This window comes from Rhodococcus sp. Chr-9 (assembly GCF_000801125.1).
In the GTDB taxonomy this organism is placed as follows: Bacteria; Actinomycetota; Actinomycetes; order Mycobacteriales; family Mycobacteriaceae; genus Rhodococcus; species Rhodococcus pyridinivorans.
In genome coordinates, this window is the sequence record NZ_JTIZ01000038.1 from 21,536 (window position 1) to 45,742 (window position 24,207).

The following is a 24,207-nucleotide window of genomic DNA, read 5'->3' on the forward strand; positions in this document are numbered from 1 at the left end:
CCCGACCGGAAGGCACCCGATGGACACCGTCGAACAACGGTTGGCCCGACTCGAAGCCCTCGAAGAGATCCGGATGCTCAAGCATCGCTACTTCCGGGCGTGCGACGCCAAGGACCCGGAGGCGATGCGCAGGTGCTTCGTCGCGCACGGCGCCGACATCTACTACGGACCGGCGCTGGGCAGCTTCGACGATGCCGACGCCCTGGTCGACATCTACTCCCGGATCGCTCTGGAACGGGTCGACGACCGCTACGTCGTGCTCGACATGCATCACGGCATGCATCCGAGCATCCACCTGACCGGGTCCGACACCGCGACCGGCGCCTGGACGCTGCGATTTCGGCAGGTGGATCTGCGTGCGCGCACCGAACGGGTCACCGCGCTCGACTACGACGACGACTACGTGGTCGAGAACGGCGAATGGAAGATCTCCCGCTGCCACGTGAAGGTGCTGTGGTCGATCCAGCGGGCTCTCATCGACGACGTGGAAGTGGTGCAGTGATGACAGAAACAAAGGTCGCGCTGGTCACCGGCGCGAGTCGCAGCGTCGGCAAGGGCATCGCGTGCGCGCTCGGCTCCGACGGCTGGACCGTCTATGTCACCGCCCGCGGCCGGGTCGGTGTCGACGGACCACTCGACCGCACCGCGGCGGAGGTCACCGAATGCGGGGGGCACGGCATCGCCGTGCAGTGCGACCACCGCGACGACGCGCAGATCCACGAACTCTTCCGCCGGATCGCCGACGAGCAGGATTCCCGGCTCGACCTGCTCGTCAACAACGTGTGGGCGTCACCGCCGGGATTCGCGGGATTCTCGGAACCGTTCTGGAAGCGCCCGATCAGCGACTGGGACAGCTTGATCGGCGTCGGTCTCCGCGCGCACTACGTCGCCTCCGTCGAAGCCGCGCAGCTGATGGTGCCGCGCAACAGCGGGATGATCGTCAACATCTCGTCGTTCGGCACCCGCGGCTACCTGCATTCGGTGCTGTACGGCATGTCGAAGGCGGGCCTGGACAAGATGGCCGCCGATATGGCCGTCGAACTCCGCGGCACCGGGGTGACCACCCTGTCGCTGTGGCCGGGGCTGGTGAAGAACGAGGCCATGCTCGCCCGCGGCATCGACAACTTCGAGGGCTTCTCGCTGGCCAACGCCGAGACACCGGAGTTCATCGGACGGGTGATCGTCGCGCTCGCGGCCGATCCCGAGGTGAACGCGCGCAGCGGTCGCACCCTCATCACCGCCGAAACCGCACTCGACTACGGCATCGTGGACGCCGAAGGCAACCAACCCGATTCACACCGGGACATCTTCGGGGGCGGGCCGTTGTTCTGACGACGACCGCGGCTGTCGGGAGGCGAAGCCAGGGGAGGTTGTGTGCGTCGGAACCGCGGAAGTCGCACACAACCTCCCCCTCGATTCGGCGGCCCGGACGAGGGGTGGTCGGAGCACCCTCGGAAGTCGTGTATGGTTGGACATGCAACGCGGGGTGGAGCAGCTCGGTAGCTCGCTGGGCTCATAACCCAGAGGTCGCAGGTTCGAATCCTGTCCCCGCTACCACCGACCGGCCCGGACTCACACGAGTCCGGGCCGGTTCTTTTGTGAATGCTCCTCGGCCTCGGTACGGCTCCCCCGGCCGCGCTCACCGAGTAGATTTCGCGGCAGAGTCTCTGCAGAGCGGGAGGGTGTGATGGCCAAGCGCGCAATCGTCGCCGATCGACCACGAACTCCCCGCTGGCTCCGGCCCACGATCGTCGGTGTTCTGCTGGCCGTCGCCTTCTATCAGATGTCGGGCTGGCTCTTCCACAATCTGAAGGGTTTCCTCGGCCTGCTGTTCCTGGCGTGGTTGTTCAGCATCACCATCGAACCGATCGTCGACCGCCTCGAACGGTTCGGGATGCGTCGCGGTGCCGGCACCGGCCTCGTGCTGTTCTCCCTGATCGCACTCACCATCGGGTTCTTCGCGGTGTTCGGCACGCTCCTGTTCGACCAGATCGCCCAGTTGCTCACCACACTTCCGGATGCGCTCACACGCATCACCGATTGGGCGAACCGCACCTTCGACACCAACTTCAAGACCGGGGACGAACTGTTCAAGATCACGCCCGATACGGTTCGCGATCTAGCGCAACGGTTCACGCCCGGTGTCCTCGGCGTCCTCAGCACTCTGGTCGGTGCCCTGTTCCAGATCCTGACGATGCTGCTGTTCGTCTTCTACATGTCGGCCGAGGGGCCGAAGATGCGCCGGACGATCGCGAGCTGGTTCCCGGCCCGGCAGCAGCAGCTGATCGCGAACGTGTGGGAGACCTCGGTGGAGAAGGCCGGCGGCTATGTCGTCTCCCGGTTGATCCTCGCCGCCGCGGCGTCGATCTTCACCGGAATCTTCTTCCTCATCATCGGGGTTCCGTACTGGCTGCCCCTCGCGATCTGGACCGGGGTGGTCTCGCAGTTCATCCCCACCCTCGGCACCTATCTCGCGATCGGGCTCCCCGCGCTCATCGCCGCGGTGCAGCAACCGCTCGACGGCGTGTGGGTGATTGCCTTCGGCACGGTCTACCAGCAGATCGAGAACTATGTGCTGCACCCGCGCATCACGGCCCGCACGGTGTCGATCCACCCGGCGGTGGCGTTCGGTTCGGTGATCGTCGGCGCCACCCTGTTCGGCCCGGTGGGGGCTCTGGTGTCCGTGCCGGTGGTGGCGATCCTGCAGGCGCTGGCCGAGTCGTTCGGGCACCGCTACGAACTGATCCCGGAGGTGGGTGGAGAGGAACCGGAACCCGACGCCCCGGAGCTCACGGCAGACAACGACGACTACGACTGAGAGACGAGAGGGCCGGGCGTGAGATCTTCTCGCGCCCGGCCCCGTCGTCGTCCGATCAGACGATCAGCTTCGCCGCCGTCGCAGCGACGACGTCCTCGGTGGTCACGCCGGGTGCCGTCTCGACGAGCTTCAGTCCCTCGTCGGTAACGTCGATGACCGCGAGGTCGGTGATGATGCGCTGCACGCATCCACGACCGGTGAGCGGCAGGACGCACTCCTCGAGGATCTTCGGGTCGCCCTTCTTGGTGACGTGATCCATCATCACGATGACGCGCTTGGCGCCGTGGACGAGGTCCATCGCACCGCCCATGCCCTTGACCATCGCACCGGGCACCATCCAGTTGGCGATGTCGCCCTTGGCGGAGACCTGCATCGCGCCGAGGACGGCGACGTCGATCTGGCCGCCGCGGATCATGCCGAACGACTGCGCCGAGTCGAAGTACGACGCGCCGGGGATCGCGGTGATCGTCTCCTTGCCGGCGTTGATGAGCTCGGGGTCGAGTTCGTCCTCGGTCGGGTACGGGCCGACGCCGAGCACACCGTTCTCCGAGTGCAGGATGACCTCGACGCCGGATTCGAGGTAGTTCGGCACGAGGGTGGGCATGCCGATTCCGAGGTTGACGTATTGGCCGTCCTCGAGTTCCTTGGCGACGCGTGCCGCCATTTCCTCGCGGGTCAGCCCCTTCTTCGTTGCCTGTGTCATGAGCGCACCGTCCGGTTCTCGATGCCGACCTCGACGGGGCCGACGTGTACGACACGCTGCACGTGGATGCCGGGCGTGTGGATTTCGTTGGGGTCGAGTTCGCCGGGTTCGACGAGGTGCTCGACCTGCGCGATCGTGATGCGACCCGAGGCGGCGGCCGGCGGGTTGAAGTTGCGGGCGCTTGCTCGGTAGACGAGGTTGCCGTGGCGGTCGCCCTTCCAGGCGTGCACGAGCGCGTAATCGGCGACGATGCCGCGTTCGAGCACGTAGGTTTCGCCGTCGAACTCCCGGGTCTCTTTCGGCTGCGACGCGAGGGCGATGCCGCCGTGACCGTCGTAGCGCAGCGGGAGTCCGCCTTCCTCGACGGCCGTGCCGACACCTGCCGGGGTGAAGAAGGCGGGGATGCCCGCACCACCGGCGCGCAGGCGCTCGGCGAGCGTGCCCTGCGGAGTGAGTTCGACTTCGAGTTCACCGGCGAGGTACTGGCGCGCGAACTCCTTGTTGGAGCCGACGTACGACGAGATGGTGCGGCGGATGCGGCCCTTCTCGAGCAGCAGGCCGAGCCCGAAGCCGTCGGTACCGCAGTTGTTGCTGACGGTCTCGAGGTCGGTGGCGCCTTGATCGAGCAACGCGTTGATGAGGATCTCGGGGATGCCGACCAGACCGAACCCTCCGACAGCGATCGTGACGCCGTCGGGGATGTCGGCTACGGCCTCGGCGGCGGAGGCAACGACTTTGTCCATGTGTGCCACGATACCCTCAGGTGTACGTCATGTGAACTCCCGTCCGCAATGCGAACAAATCCGCGTAGGATCGTTGCGCACGCAGAACGGCCGCACTAGCCTGTTCGCATAGCGTCCATCCGTCCACATAGCGAACGTTTCGGATCGGAGGTCCGTGTCCCCCCCATCCCCCGACCCCGGATATCGGGGTCCGCTGTTCGATCCCGTCTTCGGCGCGGACGAACTCGGCGTCGCCCTGTCGGATCGCGCGTGGATCGGTGCCCTGCTCGACGTGGAGGTCGCGCTGACCCGCGCGGCCGCCTCACTCGGCCGTGTCAAGAACACCCACGCCGACGCCGTCGCGACAGCCGCGGCCTCGCTCGCCGAGGAACTCGATCCCGCCGACCTCGGTCGACGGTCCGCGGCGGGGGGCAACGCCGTCATCCCCCTGGTCTCCCTGCTACGCGAGCGCGCCGACGCCCCTGCGCGCGCCGTGCACGTCGGCGCGACCAGCCAGGACGTGCTCGACACCGCGCTGATGCTGCTCGCCCGCCGCGCAGGAGGGATCGCCCTGGCGAACCTGCGCTCCGCAGCCGACGGCGCAGCCCGCCTCGCTGCCACCCATCGCGAGACACCGATGGTCGCGCGCACGCTCGGCCAGCAGGCACTGCCGACCACCTTCGGCGCGCTCGCCGCCGGCTGGCTCCTGTCCCTCGACGACGCCGCCGGCGCACTCGACCGCGTGTTGTCCGCCCTACCCGCCCAGTACGGCGGAGCCGCCGGCACGCTCGCCGCCGTCCATCCCGACGGTTTCGCGTTCGCCGACGCGGTCGCCGACCTGCTCGGGCTCGCGCGTCCCGTCGCGCCGTGGCACACCGCCCGCACCCCCGTCACGACCCTCGCGGGCACACTCGGTGTCGCCGCGGGCGCGGTCGCGAAACCCGCCACCGACGTCGTACTCATGGCGAGCACCGAGTTCGGTGAGGTGAGCGAGGATGCGCCCGGCGGTTCGTCGGCCATGCCGCACAAGCGCAATCCCGTCGCGGCGATCACCGCGCGCGCCGCTGCCCGGCGCGTTCCCGGTCTCGTCTCGACGATCCTGTCGTCGACCGACCACGAGTTCCAGCGGGCCGCCGGCGCCTGGCACGCCGAATGGGAGACCCTCGCCGACATCCTGCGCCTCACCGGCGGTGCCGCGCACCAACTCTCGACGAGCCTGAACGGTCTGCACGTCCACACCGACGCGCTCGACCGCAATCTCGCGCTCACCGGAGGGGCGATCCTCGCCGAGAAGGTCACGGCCGCACTCGCCGAACACACCGACGACGCCCGCTCGATCGTCACCGATGCGGCGGTCGCCGGTAGGTCGCTCGACGAGGATCCCGCCATCACCGCACACCTCGACCCGCAGGACGTGCGCGAACTTCTCGATCCCACGCGCTATCTCGGCCATGCCGCAGACATCGTCGATCGCGTTCTCGCCCGTCACGACAGCACGAACCGAACCACAGGAGATGCCCGATGACCGTCACGCTCAACTACGAACAGTACGGCGACCCCACGAAGCCGACCGTCCTGTTCCTCGGTTCGCTGGGTTCGGACCTGTCGATGTGGGGACCGCAGATCCACGCCCTGGCGACCGACTGGAACGTCGTCGCGGCCGACCATCGCGGGCACGGCGCATCGCCGGCGCCGTCCGGTCCCTACACGATCGAGGAACTCGCCGGTGACGTCGTCGCCCTGCTCGACTCGCTCGAACTCGGCGCCGTGCACTACGTCGGCCTGTCGCTCGGCGGTGCCGTCGGGCAGTGGCTCGCGGCGCATCACCCCGAGCGCGTGCGCACGCTGACGCTGCTGTGCACCTCGCCGGCCTTCCAGCCCGCCCAGCCCTGGTACGACCGGGCGGCATCGGTCCGCAACGACGGCCTGGCCTCGATCGCCGATTCGATCGTCTCGCGGTGGTTCACTCCCGAACTGGCCGAACACGATCCGGAGCTCGTCGCCCGCCACGTCGAGATGGTGAAGGGCACCACCGACGAGGGCTACGCCGCGTGTTGCGAGGCACTGGCGACCTGGGACGGCCGTCCCGACCTCGCCCGGATCGTCGCGCCCACCCTGGTGATCGCCGGTGAGCAGGACCCCGCCACCCCGCCATCGACGATGCAGCAACTGGCCGACGGAATCGCCGACTCCACCTTCCACGTCCTCTCCCCCGGCGCACACCTCGCCAACGTGGAGCAGGCAGGACGGGTCACGAAGCTGATCCGCGAGCACATCTCGTCGCGCGTCACGCCGTCCGCCGCACACCGCACCGCGGCGTTCGAGGAGGGTCTGCGGGTGCGCCGATCCGTCCTCGGTGACGCACACGTCGACCGGTCCATCGAGTCGGCCACCGAATTCACCCGGCCCTTCCAGGATTTCATCACCCGCACCGCGTGGGGAGACATCTGGGCGCGTCCGGGTCTGGACCACCGCACCCGCCGGCTGTTGACCCTCGCGATCCTCACCGCGGTCGGCAACGAGCACGAACTCGACATGCACATCCGTGCAGCCCTGCGCGCCGGGATCGATCCCGACGACCTCGTCGAGGTCTTTCTGCACACCGCAGTCTACGCGGGTGTCCCCAACAGCAACCGGGCATTCGCGCTCGGCAAGCAGGCACTCGCCGACACCGAGGGAGGTGCGGGCTCGTGAGCACTCCCGACGTCACCGCCCCCGAGGTCGTTCGCGAGAACCCCGGGGCGTCGCCCGATTACGTACAGTCGCTGGCACGTGGCCTGTCGGTCATCAAGGCCTTCGGTGCGCACGCCCAGCGGCAGTCGCTCTCCGACGTCGCCCGCGCGACCGGACTCACCCGCGCTACTGCGCGCCGATTCCTGTTGACTCTCATCGAACTCGGTTACGTCCGCACCGACGGATCCCAGTTCTGGCTCACCCCACGGGTGCTCGAACTCGGCTACAGCTACCTGTCGGCACTGACGCTGCCGGAGGTCGCGCGACCCCATCTCGAGGCGCTCGCCGAGAAAGTCAAGGAATCGACCTCGGTGTCGGTGCTCGACGGCACCGACGTCGTCTACGTCGCACGAGTTCCCGTCAGCCGCATCATGACCGTCACCATCACCCTCGGCACCCGTTTCCCCGCCTACGCGACCTCCATGGGACGGGTACTGCTCGCCGGTTTGAACGACGACGAACTCGACGCCTACCTCGCGCGCGCCGAATTCGCTCCCATCACCGGCAACACCGTCACCACCGCCGAGGAATTGCGCGCCGAGATCGCCACGGTACGACGCAACGGATACTGCATCGTCGACCAGGAACTCGAGGAGGGCCTGCGCTCGCTCGCCGCGCCCATCCGCGATGCGTCGGGAACCGTTGTGGCGTCGGTGAACCTGTCGACCCACGCGGCCCGCTACCGGATGGAGACCGTGCACGACGAGCTCGTCCCGGCGTTGCTCGCCACCGCCGGAGCGATCTCCACCGATCTCGCCCGCACCCAGACCCACCAGTGAACAACCCCGATCGAGGTACATCATGACCGACGTAGTGATCTGCGAACCCCTGCGCACCCCGGTAGGTAGGTTCGGCGGCGTCCTGAAGGACATCGCCCCCGAGGATCTCGCGGCCACCGTCATCCGCGAACTCGTCGCCCGCACCGGTATCACCGGTTCCGACATCGACGACGTCTTCCTCGGCCAGGCCTCCCCCAACGGTGAGGCCCCCGCCCTCGGCCGCGTCGCCGCCCTCAACGCCGGCCTCGGGGTGAACGTTCCGGGCCTGCAGGTCGACCGTCGCTGCGGCTCGGGTCTGCAGGCGATCGTGCAGGCCGTCATGCAGGTGCAGACCGGCGCGAGCGACCTGATCCTCGCCGGCGGCGCCGAATCGATGAGCCAGGCCGAGTTCTACGCCACCGGCATGCGCTGGGGCGTCAAGGGCGAAGCCGTCGCTCTGTCCGATCGCCTGGCCCGTGCCCGCGTCACCGCCGGCGGACGCGACTTCCCCGTGCCCGGCGGCATGATCGAGACCGCCGAGAACCTGCGCGCCGAGTTCTCCATCAGCCGTGAGGACCAGGACGCCCTGGCCGTGCAGTCGCACCAGCGGGCCGTCGCCGCGCAGAAGAACGGTGTGTTCGCGCAGGAGATCGTGTCCGTGAGCGTGCCGCAGCGCAAGGGCGATCCGCTCGTCGTCGACACCGACGAGCACCCCCGCGCCGACACCTCGATGGAGACCCTCGCCAAGCTGCGCCCGATCCGCGGCAAGATCGACCCCGAGTCCACCGTCACCGCCGGCAACGCCAGCGGCCAGAACGACGGTGCCGCCCTCGCGATCGTCACCACCACAGAGAAGGCCGCCGCGCTGGGTCTGCGTCCGCTGGCCCGCCTCGCAAGCTGGGCGGTGGCCGGTGTGCCGCCGCGCACCATGGGCATCGGCCCGGTGCCCGCCAGCGAGAAGGCGCTCGGCCGCCTCGGACTGACGCTCGCCGACATGGACGTCATCGAACTCAACGAGGCGTTCGCCGCACAGGCCCTGGCCGTCACCCGCTCGTGGGGCATCGAGGCCGACGACTCGCGCCTGAATCCCAACGGCTCCGGCATCTCCCTCGGACATCCGGTGGGCGCGACCGGCGGACGCATCCTCGCCACCCTGCTGCGCGAACTCGATCGTCGTGAGGGTCGCTACGGACTCGAGACGATGTGCATCGGCGGCGGCCAGGGGCTCGCCGCTGTATTCGAACGCATCGCCTGACGTGACCTACGGTGCTCGCGACGCGATCCCCGTCGCGAGCACCGTACAGTCCGTACGCTCGTGATCATGAGCGAAGTTCAGATAACTCCCCCGACCGAAGCCCCTGCTCCGCCCACGACACGAGCCCGGACCCTCGCGCGTTATCTGCTGGCCGCCTCACTCGTCTTCGCCGGACTGAGCCATCTCTTCTGGGCCCGCAAGGACTTCCAGGCCCAGGTGCCCGACTGGGTGCCGATGGACAAGGACGGCGTGGTCATGGCGTCCGGCGGTGTCGAGATCATGCTCGGCGCCGGACTCGCCGTGGCGAACCGCGACCGCGTCCGTGTCGGCCGCCTGGCCGCACTGTTCTTCGCCGCCGTCTTCCCGGGCAACATCGCCCAGTATCTCGGCAAGCGCAGCGCCTTCGGTCTCGACACCGACCGTAAGCGCCTGATCCGCTTGTTCTTCCAGCCCGTGCTCGTCCTGTGGGCCCTGTGGTCCACCGGAACCCCCCGACGCTGACGCGGCCGGCGCCGGAGGGCGGACCTGGTGCCCGTTACTCCGGCGCGACCCGCACGAGCATCTTCCCGAAGTTCTTTCCTTCGAGCATGCCGATGAACGCCTCCGGGGCGTTCTCGAGTCCGTCGACGATGTCCTCGCGATACTGGAGCTTTCCGTCGCGGACCCATGCCGAGGCTTCACGCAGGAAGTCGCCGTACATCTCCTTCACGAACTCGCTCTGGATGAAGCCGCGGATCGTGAGGCTCTTGGTGAGGATCGAGTTGAACAGTCCCGGAAGACGGTCCTTGCGGTTGAGGTCAGCACCGTTGTACTGCGCGACCAGACCGCACACCGGGATTCGCGCATAGGTGTTGAGCAGCGGCCACACCGCTTCCTGGACGGGGCCGCCGACGTTCTCGAAGTACACGTCGATACCGTCGGGCACCGCCTCCGCCAGCTTGTCGGCGAAGTTCGGGTCGCGGTGGTCGAACGCCGCGTCGAAACCGAACTCGTCGATCAGTGCGCGGCACTTCTCCGGGCCGCCGGCGATACCGACCGCGCGGGCGCCCTTCAGCTTCGCGATCTGCCCCACCGCCGATCCCACGGGCCCGGTGGCGGCAGCGACGACGACGGTCTCACCCTTCTTCGGCTGCCCGATCTTCAGGAGCCCGGAATAGGCTGTGAAGCCGGGCATTCCGAGGACTCCCACAGCGGTGGAGATCGGTGCGGCCTGCGGATCGAGCTTACGAACGGTGGAGCCGTCGAGGACGGCGTGCGACTGCCAGCCGGCTCCGGCCAGCACGTAGTCGCCCGGCTCGAGGCCGTCGTACCGCGATTCGACGACCTGGCCCACCGTTCCGGCGACCATCACGTCCCCGAGTTCGACGTGCGCGGCATACGACTTCGCTGTGCTCATCCGACCGCGCATGTACGGGTCGAGGGACAGGTAGACGACGCGCAGGAGGATCTGGCCGTCGCCGACCTCAGGCAGATCCACTGTCTCGAGACGGAAGTTGTCGGCGGTGGGCGCCCCCTCCGGGCGCGATGCGAGAACGATGCGGGTGCTCTGACTCGTCGTGGCTTCACTCATGCCGACAGTGTGCCGCATGCGCTGGTGTCCTAAACGCCGCGCGGGGGCACCCCGGCAGGCACGATGCCGCGCCTGAGGTGGTCCCGATCAGGCGCTGCGCTGCACCTCGCCGCGAGGCACCTGGTAGTTCGAGAACAGCTGCGAGTGGATGACCTCGGTGAAGGACGGTCCGTCCTGCTCGACCCGGACAGGACGGCGAGTGGACGAAGCGGTGCGCGAAGCACCCATCTGTGACGTGGAGCGGATCGCCATGTCGATCTCCTCTCGGAAGGCGGGGAGAGGTGGCCACCGGCACCGTGCAGAAGGTGCAAATCGGGTGAGCGACCCCTTGGGAGATACATATACCCCGTCGATGCCCGATATGCACCTGTCGATTTCGGCGCGCCGCACACCGCCCCCGCCTGCAGCCCCGGGAGGTTACCCGTCGACCTCGTTGCCCTCGGAGGTCGGAAGCACCCGGATCGGCACACTCGTGGCCGAGTTCGATGCCCCCACCCAGCCGCTCAACGTCGCGGCCGGAACGCAGGCCCGCACGGCGATCGTGCGAGTACCTCCGGGCGGCAGGTGGAACCAGGAATCCTGCAGGTCACCGCCGGTGATGTCGAGATGCACGTACTGTGCCGCACCCTCGGTCCGCACCTCCACACTCCACCCGTCCGGGACGGGTCGAGCGGTCGCCGCGAGACCGATCCCGCGCTCGACGGGACGTGCCGGACCACCCACGAGATACACCGACTCCGCCAACACTGCACCGGTGTGGCCGACCAGTCGGGCGGTCGCCGTGTCGAAAGTGCGCGGCCCGAATCGATACGCAAAATTGACATCGGTGAAACCGCCCGTCACCGCGGCCCACGAGAACACCCGGGTCTCGTGCGGTTCGAGACGCAGCGGCACCGACACGTCCACCGGTACCGCACCGGAGGGCGTATGGGCCTGTAACTGCAGCGTGACGTCGAGGATCTCGGCGGTGTCGTTGATCGCGTCCACGCGCAGGCCGTCGAGCCCGTCGTCGGTGAGGAGCACGGTGACGGGGGCGAACACCCGTGCCAGGACCCACCACGGCGCCTTCGGGTTCCCGTCGGCGTCGAGCACGCCCCACCCGGCACCCCGCTGCAGGTCGCGGGCGGAGAGGATCAGGGCACCGCGACATCCTGATCCGGATCGTCGCCAGTACTGCAGTACCTCGGTGAACGCTTCGCAGATCGCTGCCCGTCCGAGCGCGAGATATCGCGTGGGATCCACCCACCGCACCTCGGCGGGGTCGACCCCGAAGATCGTGCGCACATAGTGGTCTCGCACGTCCTCGAAGTCCCACGACGCCCCGTTGTCGCGCGGCACAGCCGCCTTCCATCGTGGATGGTGACCCGCGACATTCACACTGCCGAACTCGGCCTCGATCGCCATGTCGGAAGGCGGAATCGAGAACGCGAGGCATTCGGCGGCGAAGCGCACGCCGGCGGCACGCACGTCGCCGAGGGGACGGCGGTAGCCCCCGACACCGAAGTAGTGCGCCACACCCGAACCCACTGCGATCGGCAGTACGTCGCTGCGCGGGGGCGCGGATGGTGACGACGACACCCACACCGTGCCCGGTAGCTCACGGTCGACGATTGCGGGCAACCAGTCGTCGATCGCCGGGATGGATGCCTCCATCAGTCCGAGCATGGCAGGTTGCTGCTCGGTCTCGCTGCCCCCACACATCACCACAGGTGCCGGGTTCCCGCCCCATCGGCGCGCCAGCGCACGGATCTCGTCCTCGAGCAGCGAGCGGAAGTGCGGATCGTCGGGCGGGTCGGTGGTGGCGAGCATGACGTCCTGCCACACCATGATGCCCAGTTCCGCACACGCCGAGTAGAACTCGTCGTCCCCGTAGACCATCGTGCCGGGGATGCGGATCGTGTCCACGCCCGCCGACACGCAGCGTTCGAGGATGCGCCGGGTTGCGCTCGGGTCGTTCAGCGAGATCGGATCGGTCGGTGTCCACACCAGGCCGCGGCAGAAGACGTCGACGTCATTGATCCGTAAGCCGAACCCGTCGCCCGGTGAGCGCTCGACCGACCGGAATCCGATGTTCCCCAGCGTGATTCGTTGCCCATCCAGAATCAGATGTGCGGCGTACAGGTGGGGGGCGCCGTAGGTGTGCGGCCACCACCGTTCCACCTCGGGGAGCGTCACCTGCATGTGCACGCGTGCTGTCCCGTCCGGCCCGTATTCGGGTCGGACGTGCACCGTCGCCCCTCCGATCTCCACAGTCACCTCGGGGACGGCGGTGCCTGCCAGCACGAGATCGGCGTCGACGATCCCGTCGGATCCCCGCAGAGCTGTCCGTATCCCACGTTCCAGCACAACGGGCTCACCGGAATCGACGAGACGCACGGGACGCCACGGACCGACCGGCGCCGGAGCCCCCGCGTACACCGGGGCTCGCCCGAGCATGGTGGTGCGGAACCACCGCAATCCTTGGGCCGACACGAGCGACGAACGCCACCGTCCGCGTGGCCGACGCTTGCGGAGAGCAGCGTCGAGCGAGGCGCACCGGACCGCGATCCGCATCGTCGACGGCAGGTAGCCGAGGACGACGGTCAGCGGCACGAACATCGATTCCGACGTCGCGACGAGTGTGCCGTCGACCCACACGTCCGCGAGTGTCGCGAGCCCGTCGAAGGTCAGACGCCACGGTCCGTCGCCGGACACCTCGACGTCGGTGACGAACCACCAGTCGTCGCTGTCGGGAGACGACACCCTGGCCGCCGCGACTCCCTCGGATTCCCGGATCGCGCCTGCCGCCGTCCCGGGTATACGGACCGGCAGCCAAGGACCGTCCGCCGGAAAGTCACCGGGGTGCTCGACTGCCCCGGGAGCGACACGGAGACAACGCCATCGCGCATCGTGCAGGAGATCCATGTGCGTCGAATCCTGTCACCGCACCCCGGCGGCGCGGACGACGGTCGCCATGGCGTCCTCCCAGGCAGCGGCCATCGCTATCAGCTGGTCGCCGGGGTCGACATTGCGGCCGCGTGCCGCACGCGCCATCCGGAACTGCACGCTCTTCGCGCCCTCGGCGACCGCGCGGAATCCGTCGGCTGCGGCAGCCGCACCGGGATATCCGCGACCGTCCATGTAGACGCTGACGTCCGCGGCAAGTTCGGCGGTGGCACCGCACTGACGGAGCACCCCGAACGTCCACGGATGGAAGACGTCCATCCCTCCGGTGCGAATCGGGTCGATGTCGGCGAGCACCCGCTCGCCGAGCTCGCGCACCGGATTCGAGCCGGCGCGCATGCGCAGGTGCCGGAGCACCACGGTGTCGAAGGCGTCGCACTGCGGTTGTGCCGCGTCGAGGCGCACCTGTTCGAGATAGGGAGGCCAGGTGGGTACCGGCTCGTCGAGGCCGAAGACTCCGCGGAAGTCCTCACCGGTGAGAACGTGATAGCCGCTGTTGTGGAAATACTCGAGCGTCCCGCTGTCGCGATCGATGAGATTGGGCACGATCGTCGTCTTCGAACGACTCTCCCGGTAACCGGTTCCCTCGGTGTCGGGCAACCAGAAGGCGTCCACCTCGATCGTCGACAGCAGTCCGGCGGCGGCATTGTCCTCGAGGTGATCCACGGGGCGGCGCCAGACGTTCATCTCCGCGACGTCGATCCCGTACAGCGCCAACAGATCCTCGGGGCGGAACTTGAGGAAGGTCCATTGGGCGCCGTCGAACCGGGCCGAGAACGCGCACGCGGCAGCGGGGACCGGATCGTGGCCGAGCGAATGCAGCACCTCTACCCACAGGTCGACGTAGCAGTTGGTCTCGGTCCAGATCCGGTCGGCAGCGTGCACGAAGTGCGGCGAGTACCCGTCGACGCGGACGTCGATGAGCCGATCGCTCACGGGAACAGCCTGTCGCGTACCGGTGCGGGCCAGCGGTCGACGTCGAGTCCGTGGGTCCGCAACAGCGCCAGGGCGATCCGCTCCATTCCGAATCCGACGCACGCGCTGTGCGCGACTTCGCCGTCGGCAGTGCGGATCTCGAAGGTCTCGCCGAAGTGCTCGCGGTGGCAATTGCACGAGACCACGGCGGTGCCGTCGTCGAGGTCGCCGTAGAGCCGGACCGTCAGCTCGGTCTTGAGGTTCTCGATGCGCTGGTTGACGGCCAGCATGCGCCCGGCCCGCCCGAAGAACGGGTCGTTGGCAGGTACAGCGGTCGCGTCGAGGCCCAGCGAGTCGAGCACCTCGAGTCCTCGCTCCACCCAGGAATCACGATGCTGCGCAGCGTCGTTCTCGGTACCGATACGCACGAACTCGTGCATCCGGAAGGCCTGCATGCGAGCGGGGTCGACGGCCGGCTCGTGCCGGAAGCAGTAACCGAGAACGTCGAGCAGTTCACCGCCCTCACGCAGCGTACCGGTGTACCGCGAGTAGGCGGGATGGCATGCGGCGGAGACGAGCACGGTGTCGGCGGGTTCGAGCCACGGATCCCACGCCTCGCCCTTCGACCGCGCGGCGAGCAGTTCGGCGTGCTCGGCGTTGCTGCCCGTAAAGGTGTTCACCGCTCCGGTCAGGTGCGGGAAGGAGGCGATGTAGTCGGTGCGCTCGAAACTCGTCCGCGGGAAGACCGGCGGGAAGCGCAGGCGCGTCGCGGCCCGGCCCGGACCTGCCGCGACCACCACGCGGTCGATGCCGTCGACGATGTCCTCGAAGACACCCGACCGACCGTAGAGGCCGGGAACACCGGTCTCCACGAGCAGTTCGGCCTCGAGCAACTGCTGCTGGAAGTCGAGGCGGGCACGCTCGAGCTCGGACAGCTCGTCGGTTGCGGTGCTGGCAATGGCTGTACTTGTCACAGCGTCCCCCGGTAGGCGATCGACAATTGGGCCGAGTTGTTCATGATGCGGTCGTTGTTGACCATCACGGCGGCACCGTGCGCGTCGCGCAGGTGGCGGCCGAGTGAGTACTGCGAATCCTCGCGGTATCCGGCGATCCCGCAGATGAGCATCGCGCGGTTCACCAGATCCACGACGAGCGTGGACGCAGTGACTTTGAGGTTGTTCATGGCGAGCGAGAAACCCATGCCCGACATCGATTCCTCCTGCGCCGACGCGGCGGCGTCGAACCGGGCGGCGGACGCGGCGACGAGATCGGAGAACTGCTGGTGCACGGCGGCCGCTTCGGCGAGTCGCAGCGCACCGGGCGGGGTGACCCCCGGGCTGCGGCGGGCCGCCGAACGCACGAACGAGCGGGCCTTCTCCAGCGCCGCGTCGGCGATTCCGAGCCACACCGCCGACCACACACTGTGTGAGACGGGAAGCATAGTGCGCGAGGAGATCTCGGCGTAGGCCGTGCCGACCACGAGATCGGCGGACGTCGTGGCGGTGAGGACGAATCCGGGGCTGCAGGTACCGCGCAGCCCGAGGGTGTCCCAGCTGCCGGTGGGTTCGAGGGTCACATCGTCGCGTCGGCACACGACGAGCACCTGGTCGCTGGGCGGGCTGTCGGCGGTGCGACGCGCGGTCACCAGGATCGCGTCGGCGTACTCGCCGTACGAGATGACCGGCGCGTTCTTCGTCAGCGTGACGGTGTCGCCGTCGCGGGCCACGGCGCAGACGCTGCTGCGCACGTCGCCACCGGTGCCGAGCTCGGTGGTCGCCGAAGCGATCAGGTAATCGTTCGCCACCGCTTCGGCGACGAAGGTGGCCACACCGGGAGTGGAGTGATGCACCAGCGACAGGATCTGCGTCTGGTGCATCGCGAAGATCATCGCGGTGGAGGCGCAGTACCGGCCGAGGATTCGGGCGACGGCGCACAGCTCACCGAGGGATGCTCCCTCCCCACCCTGATCGACGGGGACGGCGCAGTTCAGCAGCTTGTGGGTGCGCAGCGCGTCGACTGCCTCGTGCGGGAACCGTCCCTCACGATCCACCGCGGCGGCCGCGGGGCCGGCGCTCTCGCGTCCGACGAGTTCGGCACGGGCGAGCAGCGACAGCCCGGCCTTCTCCGCGACGGTGGGGGGCGCGGACGTCGACGTCACGCGACGCCCAGTTCCGTCAACGCCGACCTGATGGCGCCGACGCTCGCGAAGGTGCTCTTGCGCAGCAGTTCGTCGGGGAATTCCACGTCGAAGGCGTCTTCGAGGGCGAGCATCACGTTCACGCTGGCGTGCGATGTCAGGCCGAGCTCGTAGAGGTCGGCGGCGGGGTCGAGCGCCGTGCTGTCGACCGACAGCTTCGCGTGCTCACCGAGGACCTTGCGGATCACCTGCTCCGTCATGGGTGTTCTCCAGTTTCTGCTTCGTCGACGCGGGTCGCCACGACCGTCGCGATGGCGTATTCGGACTCGTGGGAGATCGAGACCTGTATGTCGGTCACCTGTTCATCTCGCGCCAGGGCGGCCGCGTTACCGGCCAGTACGACAGCGCATCCGCCCCAGTCCGCGCGGCGGATTTCGATGGCCTGCCAGGGAACCGCGTGCTCGCGCGGACGCAGGACCTTCATGACGGCTTCTTTCGCGGCGAAGCGCGCCGCGAGGCGTTGGGCGCGCCCCGGTCCGGTGCATACGTCCAGCTCGTGCGGGGTGAACACACGCTGCAGGTAGCGGTCGCCGAACCGGTCGATGCTCGACGCGATGTCTCGGACGGTGACGACATCGCAGCCGACACGTGTCGTCGCGACGCGGGGGCCGCTGCCATCGTTCATGGTCACTCCTCGGGATGCGCTGCACACGGTAGCCGCAGGTCGGCCGATGTACACCAGCCGAACGTCTCTGGCTTGCAGGACATCCCGGAAATCACCCCGACTTTCACCCGCCGGGCGCGTCGGTTCACGTGGTGAACCGGGGCTCGCCACCGCAACACGCAGCGTCGATCCCGGTTCGGCGCGTCAACGACGAAAGGCCCCGACCGGGTGGTCGGAGCCTTTCGGGGATCTGAAGTTATGCGGACGTCCGCACGGGTTCCTTGTCGCTCTCCGGCTCGTCCTTCGCTGCCGGCTCCTCCTTCTCCGCAGCGGGCACCGGGACGGCGTCCTGCGCATAGTAGAAGTGGGGGCGGCGGTGTCCGAGGAAGGAACCGCACCACGACATGACCGCGATGTAGCGGTTGCGGAAGCCAACCAGGTAGACGAGGTGGACGGCGAGCCACAGCACCCACGCGATGAAGCCGGTGAGCTCGATCTTCCCGACCCGCGTGATGGCGCGGAACCGGTTGATGATCGCCATGCTTCCCTTGTCCTTGTACTGGAACGGGGTGCCCATCGCGACCTTGCCGGTGATCATCTTCGCGACGTGGCGGCCACCCTGCATGGCGAACGGCGACTGCGCCGGCAGGTTGTCGAGGGTGACCATGTCGCCGATGGCGAAGATGTTGTCGCTGCGGCCGACGGTGAAGTCGGGGTCGACGAGCAGGCGTCCGCCGCGGACCGTCTCGCAGCCGGTGCGCTCGGCGAGTACGTCGGCGAAGTCGTTGGCCTGGATGCCTGCCGACCAGATGATGGTCTCCGCGGTGAGGCGGCGGGTCTCCTCGGTCGTGGGCGTGGTGAGCGTGGCACCGTGCTCGTCGATGTCGGTGACCATCGTGCCGAGGACGACGTCGACACCGCTCTTCTCGAGCGACTCCTTGGAGTACTCGCTGAGCTTGCCACCGAACGGGGGCAGAACCTTGTCTGCGCCCTCGACGAGCGTGACGGTGACGTCGTCGGCGCGGATGTTGCCGATGTTCTCGGCGAAGTAGCGCTGCGCGAGCTCCTTGATCTGTCCCGCGAGCTCGACGCCCGTCGGGCCGGCGCCTACGACGATGAAGCTGAGCAGGTTCTTCCGACGCTCGGCATCGGTGGTGACGTGTGCCTCCTCGAAGCAGCGCACGATCTGGCGACGCAGCTTCTCGGCGTCCTCGACGGTCTTCAGCGCGTACGTCAGGTCGGCGAACTCGTCGCGTCCGAAGTACGCCTGGCGGGCGCCGGTCGCGGCGACGAGGTACTTGTAGCCGAGACGCAGGCGCTGACCGCCGGCCTCGTAGACAACCGTGTTCTCCTCGGGGAGCACATCGACGACGCGGCCCAGGCGGACGTCGGCGTTGGGGTATTCGGCCAGGATCGCGCGCACGGACGGGGCGATCTCGCCGGGCGAAAGGACGCCGGTGGCGACCTGGTAGAGCAAAGGCTGGAAAAGATGCTCGGTGGTCTCCGAGATCAGAACGAAGGGCGTGCCGGCCTTGGCGAGCTTCTTGGCGGTGGCCAATGCTCCGAAGCCGGAACCCACGATGACGACGTCCGTCCGATCGACCAGGGTCGCTGTGTCCGCATCGTCCATGCTGTCGTAAACCTCCACGTACTTGTCATCTCCGTTGATGTATGACTACCAAGGTAGGGACGAAGTACCCTCGCTATCCACTAACCTGGGATATTCGAAAAACTGTTATCTGTTTCGCTCATAAATGCGGAGGGCACGTTCCCGGGAGGAGTCATGGATTTCCGTCAGTTGCGCTACTTCTTCGCCGTCGGCGAGGAGGGCAGCTTCTCCCGTGCTGCCCAGCGCTGCTTCATCTCGCAGTCGGCGATCAGCCATCAGATCGCGAAGCTCGAGCACGAACTGGGCACCACCCTGTTCGACCGCACCACCCGTTCGGTCAAGCTCACCTCGGCCGGCCGACGCCTGATGCCGATCGCCGCCGAGGTGCTCAGCCTCGAGGCGAAGGCCCTGGAAGTGGGCCACGAACCGCGGGAGAGCATCCGCATCACGGCGAACATGAGCTTCGCGGCGCAGAGCCTCGACGCCATCTCCAGCGTCCGCGAACGTCACCCCAAGATCGACGTGGAGTTCGTCATCAAGGACTTCACCGACCGCGTCAACGCCGTCGCGTCCGGGGATGCCGATCTCGCGCTCATCCGCGGCGACGTCGACCGCCCGGGGCTCGAGGCGATCCGTCTCGGCATCGAAGAGCTCGTCATCGTCACGTCGAGCGAGCACCCGCTGTCGGCGTTCTCCACCGTCGATCTCGGCGACCTCGCCCACTACCCGCTGCTGCTGCCGCCGCGCGGCAGCCAGGTGCTGTTGCACCGCGTGGTCGAGGACGCCTTCGTCGAGGTCGGTCGTCGCGTGCGCCTCGGACCTCCGATCGCGAGCGACCACACCGCGACTCTCGAGGTGCTCACCAACCCGAGGGCGTGGACCGTGCTCTACGCCGGCACCGCGGCCGACACACCCCGCAAGGGGCTGAAGTTCATGCGCGAGATCCACCACCGGCTGCAGGTTCCGGTGTGCGGGGTGGTGCGGAGCAACGCGACGCCCAATCCCGAACTCGAGTTCCTCATGCGGGCGCTCGCCCATTCGATCGTGCCGCCGACGGACAGCACGCCGTGATCCGATCGCACACGTCGGAGCGCGAAACGGTCATCGGTGCGTGCAATTCCGCGCTCCGCTGACCAGTTCGCGCGTCGCTGCGGTCCCGGGGCGCCTCAGTTGCGCGGCGACAGCTTGTCGAGGAGTTCGAGGCCCTGACGTGCCCACGCGATCTCGGCCTCGCCCCGGCCGATGAGACCGTCGTACGCGAACGCCTTGAACGCGATGATCCGCTCGTGGTCCTCGGCCGGATACTTCTGCACGCGTCGCGCGATGGTCGCGTTGCTGAGGTCGAGGATCGCATCGCGCACCGTGGTCCACTGGGCGATCTGTTCGGTGTAGTGATCGATGTGCCGTTCCAGGCACTCGCGAGCGCTGTCCGGGTCGGTCCATTCGAAGTAGGCCGCGCGCATGTGGGCGGCGTCGCGCACCGGGGCGTAGTCCAGCGGGGTGGACATCCATTCGCGGAAGGCCCGGACGCCCTCCCCGGTGATCGAGTACCGGGTCTTGGTGCTGTTGGGACCCCAGCGCACCTGTTCGCCCTCGACGAGGCCCTCGCGCTCCATCCGGCGTAGTTCGGGGTAGATCTGCGAGTCGGGCGCATGCCAGACGTGCCCGACCGACCCGCCGAACCGTTTCGCCGCGTCGTAGCCGGTCAGAGGCTCGGCGGTGAGCAACGCGAGCAGCGCGTATCGCAGGCTCATGGACCACCACCTTTCCTCGGGCGAGTATTCCACCCTTGCGAATAACTATATCGATAGATAGTGTGTGCTCCAGCTCACCTACTATCTATGTAGATAGTTATTTCACCCTCAGTGTTCGGAGGATCCGACATGACCGATCTCGGCCCCACCGGGGCGACCGCGAAGAACATGGCCTACCCGCTCGACGCCTGGTACGTCGTCGCCTGGGATCACGAGGTGGGTCGCCGCGAGATCCTCGCCCGCACCATCGCCGGCAAGCCGATGGCCCTCTACCGCACCGAGGAGGGCCGTCCCGTCGCCCTCGCCGACGCCTGCTGGCACCGCCTCGCGCCGCTGTCGATGGGCAAGCTCATCGGTAGCGAGGGCATCCAGTGCCCCTACCACGGTCTTCAGTACAACTCCGCAGGTCGCTGCACACACATGCCCGCCCAGCAGACGATCAACCCGTCCGCGATGGTGGCGTCCTATCCCGTCGTCGAGCGGCACCGCTTCGTGTGGGTCTGGCCGGGCGACCCGACGCAGGCCGATCCCGATCTCATCCCGGACATGTTCCAGATGGACTCCCCCGACTGGGCGGGCGACGGACGCACGATCGACGTGCAGGCCAACTACCAGCTCGTCCTCGACAACCTCATGGACCTCACCCACGAGGAGTTCGTGCACTCGTCGTCCATCGGCCAGGACGAACTGAGCGAGTCCGACTTCGTCGTCACCCACGACGACCGCACCGTCACGGTCACCCGCTGGATGCACGACATCGACGCACCGCCGTTCTGGCTCAAGAACATGCGCGACAAGTTCCCCGGCTTCGAGGGCAAGGTCGACCGCTGGCAGATCATCGAGTTCCAGGCACCGTCCACGATCCGCATCGACGTCGGTGTGGCCAAGGCCGGCACCGGTGCTCCCGAGGGCGACCGCAGCCAGGGCGTCAACGGCTTCGTCATGAACACCATCTCCCCCGTCGACGAGAGCACCGCCCTCTACTTCTGGGCGTTCATGCGCAACTACCGCCTCGACAGCCAGCTCATCACCACGCAGCTGCGCGACGGCGTGCACGGCGTGTTCGGTGAGGACGAGGCGATGCTCACCGCGCAGCAGAAGGCCATCGAGGCGAACCCGGATCACGAGTTCTACAACCTCAACATCGACGCCGGCGGCATGTGGGTGCGACGCCTGATCCAGCGCATGGTCGAAGCGGAGCGGAACCTCAACTCGGCCACCGCCGTTCCCGAGGGAGCCCACTGACATGAGCCACAACCAGATCCGTTGGCAGCGGGCCCGAGTCGTGAGTGTCGAGCGGGCCGCCGATTCGATCGCCGAGATCACCCTCGCCGCCGACACCGCCCACCGCGTCGAACCAGGCGCCCACATCGACGTGCGTCTCCCCTCTGGCGACACGCGTTCGTACTCCCTCGCGGCGGGTGGTCCGGACGGTCGCCTCACACTCGGCGTCCACCGCTCCCCCACCTCGCGCGGCGGCTCCGAGTACATGCACTCGCTGTGTCCCGGCGACGAACTCGAGATCACCGAGCCGCTCCAGAACTTCCCGCTGCGGGTCGGCGCACCGCGCTACGTCCTGCTCGCCGGCGGCATCGGCATCACCGCCGTCCGCGCGATGGGAGCCGTGCTCCGCCGCCTCGGTGCCGACTACCGCTTCGTGTACGTCGGTCGCAGCCGTTCCGCGATGGCCTTCCTGCCCGAACTCGAAGCCCTCCACAGCGACCGTCTCGACGTCCACATCGACGACGAGGGAACAGGATTGGACGTCGCCGCGCTCGTCGACGGCGTCGATCACACCACCGAGCTGTACATGTGCGGTCCGATCCGCCTGATGGACGCCGTGCGGCGCCGGTGGCACGACCGCGACCTGCCGATGCCGAACCTCCGCTACGAGACCTTCGGCAACAGTGGATGGTTCGATGCCGAGGAGTTCACCGTCACCGTGCCCGAACTCGACGTCACCACCACCGTCGGTTCCGACGAATCGATGCTCGACGCCCTCCGGCGTGCCGGCGTCGACATGATGTTCGACTGCCGCAAGGGCGAATGCGGCCTGTGCGAGGTCTCCGTCGCCTCGCTCGACGGTCGCGTCGACCACCGCGATGTCTTCTTCAGCGAGGAGCAGAAGCGCTCCTCGCGTCGGATGTGCGCCTGCGTGTCACGCGTGGTGCGCGATTCGGCATCGCCCCGATCGACGACGGGTGTCGTCACGCTCGACCTTCCCTGACAACCGCGCATTTTCACACCACGAGGAAACACGATGGATCTTCGCGCACGCATCGACGCCTCGCCGATGCATCCCTACCAATGGATGGTCGTCGCCCTGTGCGTCGTGCTGAACATCCTCGACGGATTCGACGTCATGGCCCTGGCGTTCACTGCCAAGAGCATCGGCAGCGACTTCGGCCTCGGCGGATCGGAACTCGGCGTGCTGCTCAGCGCGGGTCTGATCGGCATGGCCGTCGGCGCTCTCGCTCTCGCCCCGATGGCCGACCGGATCGGCCGACGGCCCCTGATCTTGATGTCGGTCGCACTCGCCACCGCCGGCATGGGCCTGTCCGCGAGCGCCGGATCGGCGTGGGAACTCGGCATCTGGCGGGTCATCACCGGACTCGGTATCGGCGGCGTCCTCGCCTGCACCACCGTCATCGCGAGCGAATACTCGTCGGCCCGCTGGCGTGGTCTGGCCATCAGCATCTACACCGCCGGATACGGTGTAGGTGCCACGATCGGCGGCATGGCCGCCGTCGGTCTGCAGAGCGGATACGGTTGGCGTGCAGTCTTCGTCACCGGCGCCGTCCTCACCGGCCTGGCACTCGCCCTCCTCGTCGTCCTGCTGCCCGAATCCCTGGACTTCCTCACCAGCCGGGGACGCGCAGGCGATCTCGACCGGATCAACACCATCGCGCGACGCATCGGCCAGAGCCCCGTCCCGGCGCTCGCCCGTTCCGCCGACAAGGCGGCACCGCGGGCAGGACGGATCTCGGACCTGTTCTCCGGAAGCAACACCCGCTCGACGGTGCTGCTCTGGGCGGCCTTCTTCGCCACCATGTTCGGTTTCTACTTCGTCAACTCGTGGACGCCGTCGCTGCTGGAGACCGCCGGTCTCACGAAGGACCAGAGCGCCACGGCTGGCATGATGCTCACCCTCGGCGGCACCGTCGGTTCGGTGCTCTTCGGAGTGTTCGCCAGCCGCTGGGCCACCCGGTCGGTCCTGCTCACCTTCACCATCGCCGCCGCCGCGACCATGACCGTCTTCATCATGTCGATCTCGACGCTGACGCTGGCGTTCGCACTCGGCATCCTGATCGGCGGACTCATCAACGGGTGCATCGCCGGCCTGTACACCCTCGCGCCGTCCCTCTACGGACCGCAGGTGCGGGCCACCGGCGTCGGTTCCGCCATCGGTATCGGCCGAGCGGGTGCCATCCTCGCACCGACCGCGGCCGGTGTGCTCCTCGATGCGGGATGGACGCCCGAACAGCTCTACTTCGGAGTGGCCGGCGTGGTCGTGCTCGCCGCAGTGGCACTGTTCGCGCTGCGCCCGGCACACTCGGCGGACGCCTCGTCCGAGGCGGTGCCTGCCGCCGTCTCCACCGACTCGGCACGCTGAGCCGGTTCCACCA

General features: G+C 67.9%; 24 protein-coding genes and 1 tRNA gene. 13 read left to right on the top strand and 12 right to left on the bottom strand.

The window, feature by feature from the left end; translation table 11 throughout:
- Window positions 1-19 precede the first annotated feature (19 nt).
- From QR64_RS03870 to QR64_RS03885, 4 genes are all read left to right on the top strand, one after another.
- Window positions 20-502, top strand: a complete 483-nt coding sequence (locus QR64_RS03870; protein WP_039584229.1) for a nuclear transport factor 2 family protein — start codon at window positions 20-22, stop codon at window positions 500-502.
- A complete protein-coding gene (locus QR64_RS03875; protein WP_039584231.1) occupies window positions 502-1,332 on the top strand; it encodes an SDR family NAD(P)-dependent oxidoreductase in 831 nt (276 codons plus the stop codon). Before QR64_RS03870 ends, QR64_RS03875 begins: the two co-directional genes overlap by 1 nt.
- A 148-nt stretch (window positions 1,333-1,480) precedes the next feature.
- Window positions 1,481-1,557, top strand: a tRNA-Met gene (locus QR64_RS03880).
- 130 nt (window positions 1,558-1,687) lie between these two features.
- Complete coding sequence (locus tag QR64_RS03885; RefSeq protein WP_006553191.1) at window positions 1,688-2,818, top strand: AI-2E family transporter; 1,131 nt, start codon at window positions 1,688-1,690, stop codon at window positions 2,816-2,818.
- Between the two features lie 55 nt (window positions 2,819-2,873).
- On the opposite strand, the gene QR64_RS03890 is transcribed toward QR64_RS03885, so the two are convergent.
- Window positions 2,874-3,521: a CoA transferase subunit B gene (locus QR64_RS03890; RefSeq protein ID WP_019288227.1), complete on the bottom strand. Its 648-nt coding sequence runs from the start codon at window positions 3,519-3,521 to the stop codon at window positions 2,874-2,876.
- Window positions 3,518-4,264 carry a CoA transferase subunit A gene (locus QR64_RS03895; RefSeq protein WP_006553189.1) on the bottom strand — a complete coding sequence of 249 codons (747 nt, stop codon included), beginning with the start codon at window positions 4,262-4,264 and terminating at the stop codon, window positions 3,518-3,520. The genes QR64_RS03890 and QR64_RS03895 overlap by 4 nt, the downstream gene beginning before the upstream one ends.
- Window positions 4,265-4,418: 154 nt before the next feature.
- Here QR64_RS03895 and pcaB point away from each other — a divergent pair, with 154 nt between their 5' ends.
- From pcaB to QR64_RS03920, 5 genes are all read left to right on the top strand, one after another.
- Window positions 4,419-5,768 (top strand): 3-carboxy-cis,cis-muconate cycloisomerase, encoded by a 1,350-nt coding sequence (gene pcaB / locus QR64_RS03900; protein ID WP_039584233.1) that lies wholly within the window; start codon window positions 4,419-4,421, stop codon window positions 5,766-5,768.
- Window positions 5,765-6,937 carry a 3-oxoadipate enol-lactonase gene (gene pcaD, locus QR64_RS03905; RefSeq protein ID WP_033097462.1) on the top strand — a complete coding sequence of 391 codons (1,173 nt, stop codon included), beginning with the start codon at window positions 5,765-5,767 and terminating at the stop codon, window positions 6,935-6,937. The genes pcaB and pcaD overlap by 4 nt, the downstream gene beginning before the upstream one ends.
- Window positions 6,934-7,755 carry an IclR family transcriptional regulator gene (locus QR64_RS03910; RefSeq protein ID WP_006553186.1) on the top strand — a complete coding sequence of 274 codons (822 nt, stop codon included), beginning with the start codon at window positions 6,934-6,936 and terminating at the stop codon, window positions 7,753-7,755. Before pcaD ends, QR64_RS03910 begins: the two co-directional genes overlap by 4 nt.
- A gap of 22 nt (window positions 7,756-7,777) precedes the next feature.
- A complete protein-coding gene (locus QR64_RS03915) occupies window positions 7,778-8,989 on the top strand; it encodes an acetyl-CoA C-acetyltransferase (protein WP_006553185.1) in 1,212 nt (403 codons plus the stop codon).
- Between the two features lie 66 nt (window positions 8,990-9,055).
- Window positions 9,056-9,490 carry a hypothetical protein gene (locus QR64_RS03920; protein WP_174556246.1) on the top strand — a complete coding sequence of 145 codons (435 nt, stop codon included), beginning with the start codon at window positions 9,056-9,058 and terminating at the stop codon, window positions 9,488-9,490.
- Between the two features lie 34 nt (window positions 9,491-9,524).
- Here the strand turns inward: QR64_RS03920 and QR64_RS03925 are convergent, their stop codons facing one another.
- The 9 genes from QR64_RS03925 to QR64_RS03960 form a co-directional block, all read right to left on the bottom strand.
- Window positions 9,525-10,559, bottom strand: a complete 1,035-nt coding sequence (locus QR64_RS03925) for an NADP-dependent oxidoreductase (protein ID WP_039584267.1) — start codon at window positions 10,557-10,559, stop codon at window positions 9,525-9,527.
- Between the two features lie 87 nt (window positions 10,560-10,646).
- On the bottom strand, window positions 10,647-10,811 hold the full coding sequence (locus tag QR64_RS27125; RefSeq protein WP_019288222.1) for a hypothetical protein: 165 nt from the start codon (window positions 10,809-10,811) through the stop codon (window positions 10,647-10,649).
- Window positions 10,812-10,976: 165 nt separating this feature from the next.
- The gene (locus QR64_RS03930) at window positions 10,977-13,463 is read right to left on the bottom strand and encodes a glycosyl hydrolase 2 galactose-binding domain-containing protein (protein ID WP_039584235.1); all 2,487 of its coding nucleotides are present in this window, start codon (window positions 13,461-13,463) and stop codon (window positions 10,977-10,979) included.
- A gap of 15 nt (window positions 13,464-13,478) precedes the next feature.
- Complete coding sequence (locus QR64_RS03935; protein ID WP_039584236.1) at window positions 13,479-14,438, bottom strand: DUF1839 family protein; 960 nt, start codon at window positions 14,436-14,438, stop codon at window positions 13,479-13,481.
- A complete protein-coding gene (locus QR64_RS03940; protein WP_033097465.1) occupies window positions 14,435-15,391 on the bottom strand; it encodes an amino acid--[acyl-carrier-protein] ligase in 957 nt (318 codons plus the stop codon). The genes QR64_RS03935 and QR64_RS03940 overlap by 4 nt, the downstream gene beginning before the upstream one ends.
- On the bottom strand, window positions 15,388-16,575 hold the full coding sequence (locus tag QR64_RS03945; RefSeq protein ID WP_006553179.1) for an acyl-CoA dehydrogenase family protein: 1,188 nt from the start codon (window positions 16,573-16,575) through the stop codon (window positions 15,388-15,390). The genes QR64_RS03940 and QR64_RS03945 overlap by 4 nt, the downstream gene beginning before the upstream one ends.
- Window positions 16,572-16,814 carry an acyl carrier protein gene (locus tag QR64_RS03950; RefSeq protein WP_024102340.1) on the bottom strand — a complete coding sequence of 81 codons (243 nt, stop codon included), beginning with the start codon at window positions 16,812-16,814 and terminating at the stop codon, window positions 16,572-16,574. The genes QR64_RS03945 and QR64_RS03950 overlap by 4 nt, the downstream gene beginning before the upstream one ends.
- Window positions 16,811-17,239 carry a holo-ACP synthase gene (acpS, locus tag QR64_RS03955; RefSeq protein WP_033097557.1) on the bottom strand — a complete coding sequence of 143 codons (429 nt, stop codon included), beginning with the start codon at window positions 17,237-17,239 and terminating at the stop codon, window positions 16,811-16,813. The genes QR64_RS03950 and acpS overlap by 4 nt, the downstream gene beginning before the upstream one ends.
- 235 nt (window positions 17,240-17,474) lie before the next feature.
- The gene (locus tag QR64_RS03960) at window positions 17,475-18,848 is read right to left on the bottom strand and encodes an NAD(P)/FAD-dependent oxidoreductase (RefSeq protein WP_006553176.1); all 1,374 of its coding nucleotides are present in this window, start codon (window positions 18,846-18,848) and stop codon (window positions 17,475-17,477) included.
- A 153-nt stretch (window positions 18,849-19,001) separates the two neighbouring features.
- On the opposite strand from QR64_RS03960, the gene QR64_RS03965 reads away from it, so the two are divergent.
- Window positions 19,002-19,898: a LysR family transcriptional regulator gene (locus QR64_RS03965; RefSeq protein ID WP_006553175.1), complete on the top strand. Its 897-nt coding sequence runs from the start codon at window positions 19,002-19,004 to the stop codon at window positions 19,896-19,898.
- Window positions 19,899-19,993: 95 nt separating this feature from the next.
- Here the strand turns inward: QR64_RS03965 and QR64_RS03970 are convergent, their stop codons facing one another.
- Window positions 19,994-20,581: a PadR family transcriptional regulator gene (locus QR64_RS03970; protein ID WP_024102343.1), complete on the bottom strand. Its 588-nt coding sequence runs from the start codon at window positions 20,579-20,581 to the stop codon at window positions 19,994-19,996.
- A 129-nt stretch (window positions 20,582-20,710) separates the two neighbouring features.
- Between QR64_RS03970 and QR64_RS03975 the strand changes: the two genes are divergently transcribed.
- The 3 genes from QR64_RS03975 to QR64_RS27525 are packed head-to-tail and all read left to right on the top strand — an operon-like array spanning window position 20,711 to window position 24,194.
- Complete coding sequence (locus QR64_RS03975; RefSeq protein ID WP_033097558.1) at window positions 20,711-21,826, top strand: aromatic ring-hydroxylating oxygenase subunit alpha; 1,116 nt, start codon at window positions 20,711-20,713, stop codon at window positions 21,824-21,826.
- Between the two features lies 1 nt (window position 21,827).
- On the top strand, window positions 21,828-22,808 hold the full coding sequence (locus tag QR64_RS03980; RefSeq protein ID WP_039584238.1) for a PDR/VanB family oxidoreductase: 981 nt from the start codon (window positions 21,828-21,830) through the stop codon (window positions 22,806-22,808).
- Between the two features lie 33 nt (window positions 22,809-22,841).
- Window positions 22,842-24,194 (top strand): MFS transporter, encoded by a 1,353-nt coding sequence (locus QR64_RS27525; protein ID WP_039584239.1) that lies wholly within the window; start codon window positions 22,842-22,844, stop codon window positions 24,192-24,194.
- The last annotated feature ends 13 nt before the right edge of the window (window positions 24,195-24,207 follow it).

Excerpts from the sequence above, each read along its gene's own strand:
- QR64_RS03870 (WP_039584229.1), top strand. The coding sequence starts at position 20 with ATGGACACCGTCGAACAACGGTTGGCCCGACTCGAAGCCCTCGAAGAG.
- QR64_RS03875 (WP_039584231.1), top strand. The coding sequence starts at position 502 with ATGACAGAAACAAAGGTCGCGCTGGTCACCGGCGCGAGTCGCAGCGTC.
- QR64_RS03885 (WP_006553191.1), top strand. The coding sequence starts at position 1,688 with ATGGCCAAGCGCGCAATCGTCGCCGATCGACCACGAACTCCCCGCTGG.
- QR64_RS03890 (WP_019288227.1), bottom strand. The coding sequence starts at position 3,521 with ATGACACAGGCAACGAAGAAGGGGCTGACCCGCGAGGAAATGGCGGCA.
- QR64_RS03895 (WP_006553189.1), bottom strand. The coding sequence starts at position 4,264 with ATGGACAAAGTCGTTGCCTCCGCCGCCGAGGCCGTAGCCGACATCCCC.
- pcaD (WP_033097462.1), top strand. The coding sequence starts at position 5,765 with ATGACCGTCACGCTCAACTACGAACAGTACGGCGACCCCACGAAGCCG.
- QR64_RS03915 (WP_006553185.1), top strand. The coding sequence starts at position 7,778 with ATGACCGACGTAGTGATCTGCGAACCCCTGCGCACCCCGGTAGGTAGG.
- QR64_RS03920 (WP_174556246.1), top strand. The coding sequence starts at position 9,056 with ATGAGCGAAGTTCAGATAACTCCCCCGACCGAAGCCCCTGCTCCGCCC.
- QR64_RS03925 (WP_039584267.1), bottom strand. The coding sequence starts at position 10,559 with ATGAGTGAAGCCACGACGAGTCAGAGCACCCGCATCGTTCTCGCATCG.
- QR64_RS27125 (WP_019288222.1), bottom strand. The coding sequence starts at position 10,811 with ATGGCGATCCGCTCCACGTCACAGATGGGTGCTTCGCGCACCGCTTCG.
- QR64_RS03930 (WP_039584235.1), bottom strand. The coding sequence starts at position 13,463 with ATGGATCTCCTGCACGATGCGCGATGGCGTTGTCTCCGTGTCGCTCCC.
- QR64_RS03950 (WP_024102340.1), bottom strand. The coding sequence starts at position 16,814 with ATGACGGAGCAGGTGATCCGCAAGGTCCTCGGTGAGCACGCGAAGCTG.
- acpS (WP_033097557.1), bottom strand. The coding sequence starts at position 17,239 with ATGAACGATGGCAGCGGCCCCCGCGTCGCGACGACACGTGTCGGCTGC.
- QR64_RS03960 (WP_006553176.1), bottom strand. The coding sequence starts at position 18,848 with ATGGACGATGCGGACACAGCGACCCTGGTCGATCGGACGGACGTCGTC.
- QR64_RS03965 (WP_006553175.1), top strand. The coding sequence starts at position 19,002 with ATGGATTTCCGTCAGTTGCGCTACTTCTTCGCCGTCGGCGAGGAGGGC.
- QR64_RS03970 (WP_024102343.1), bottom strand. The coding sequence starts at position 20,581 with ATGAGCCTGCGATACGCGCTGCTCGCGTTGCTCACCGCCGAGCCTCTG.
- QR64_RS03975 (WP_033097558.1), top strand. The coding sequence starts at position 20,711 with ATGACCGATCTCGGCCCCACCGGGGCGACCGCGAAGAACATGGCCTAC.
- QR64_RS03980 (WP_039584238.1), top strand. The coding sequence starts at position 21,828 with ATGAGCCACAACCAGATCCGTTGGCAGCGGGCCCGAGTCGTGAGTGTC.
- QR64_RS27525 (WP_039584239.1), top strand. The coding sequence starts at position 22,842 with ATGGATCTTCGCGCACGCATCGACGCCTCGCCGATGCATCCCTACCAA.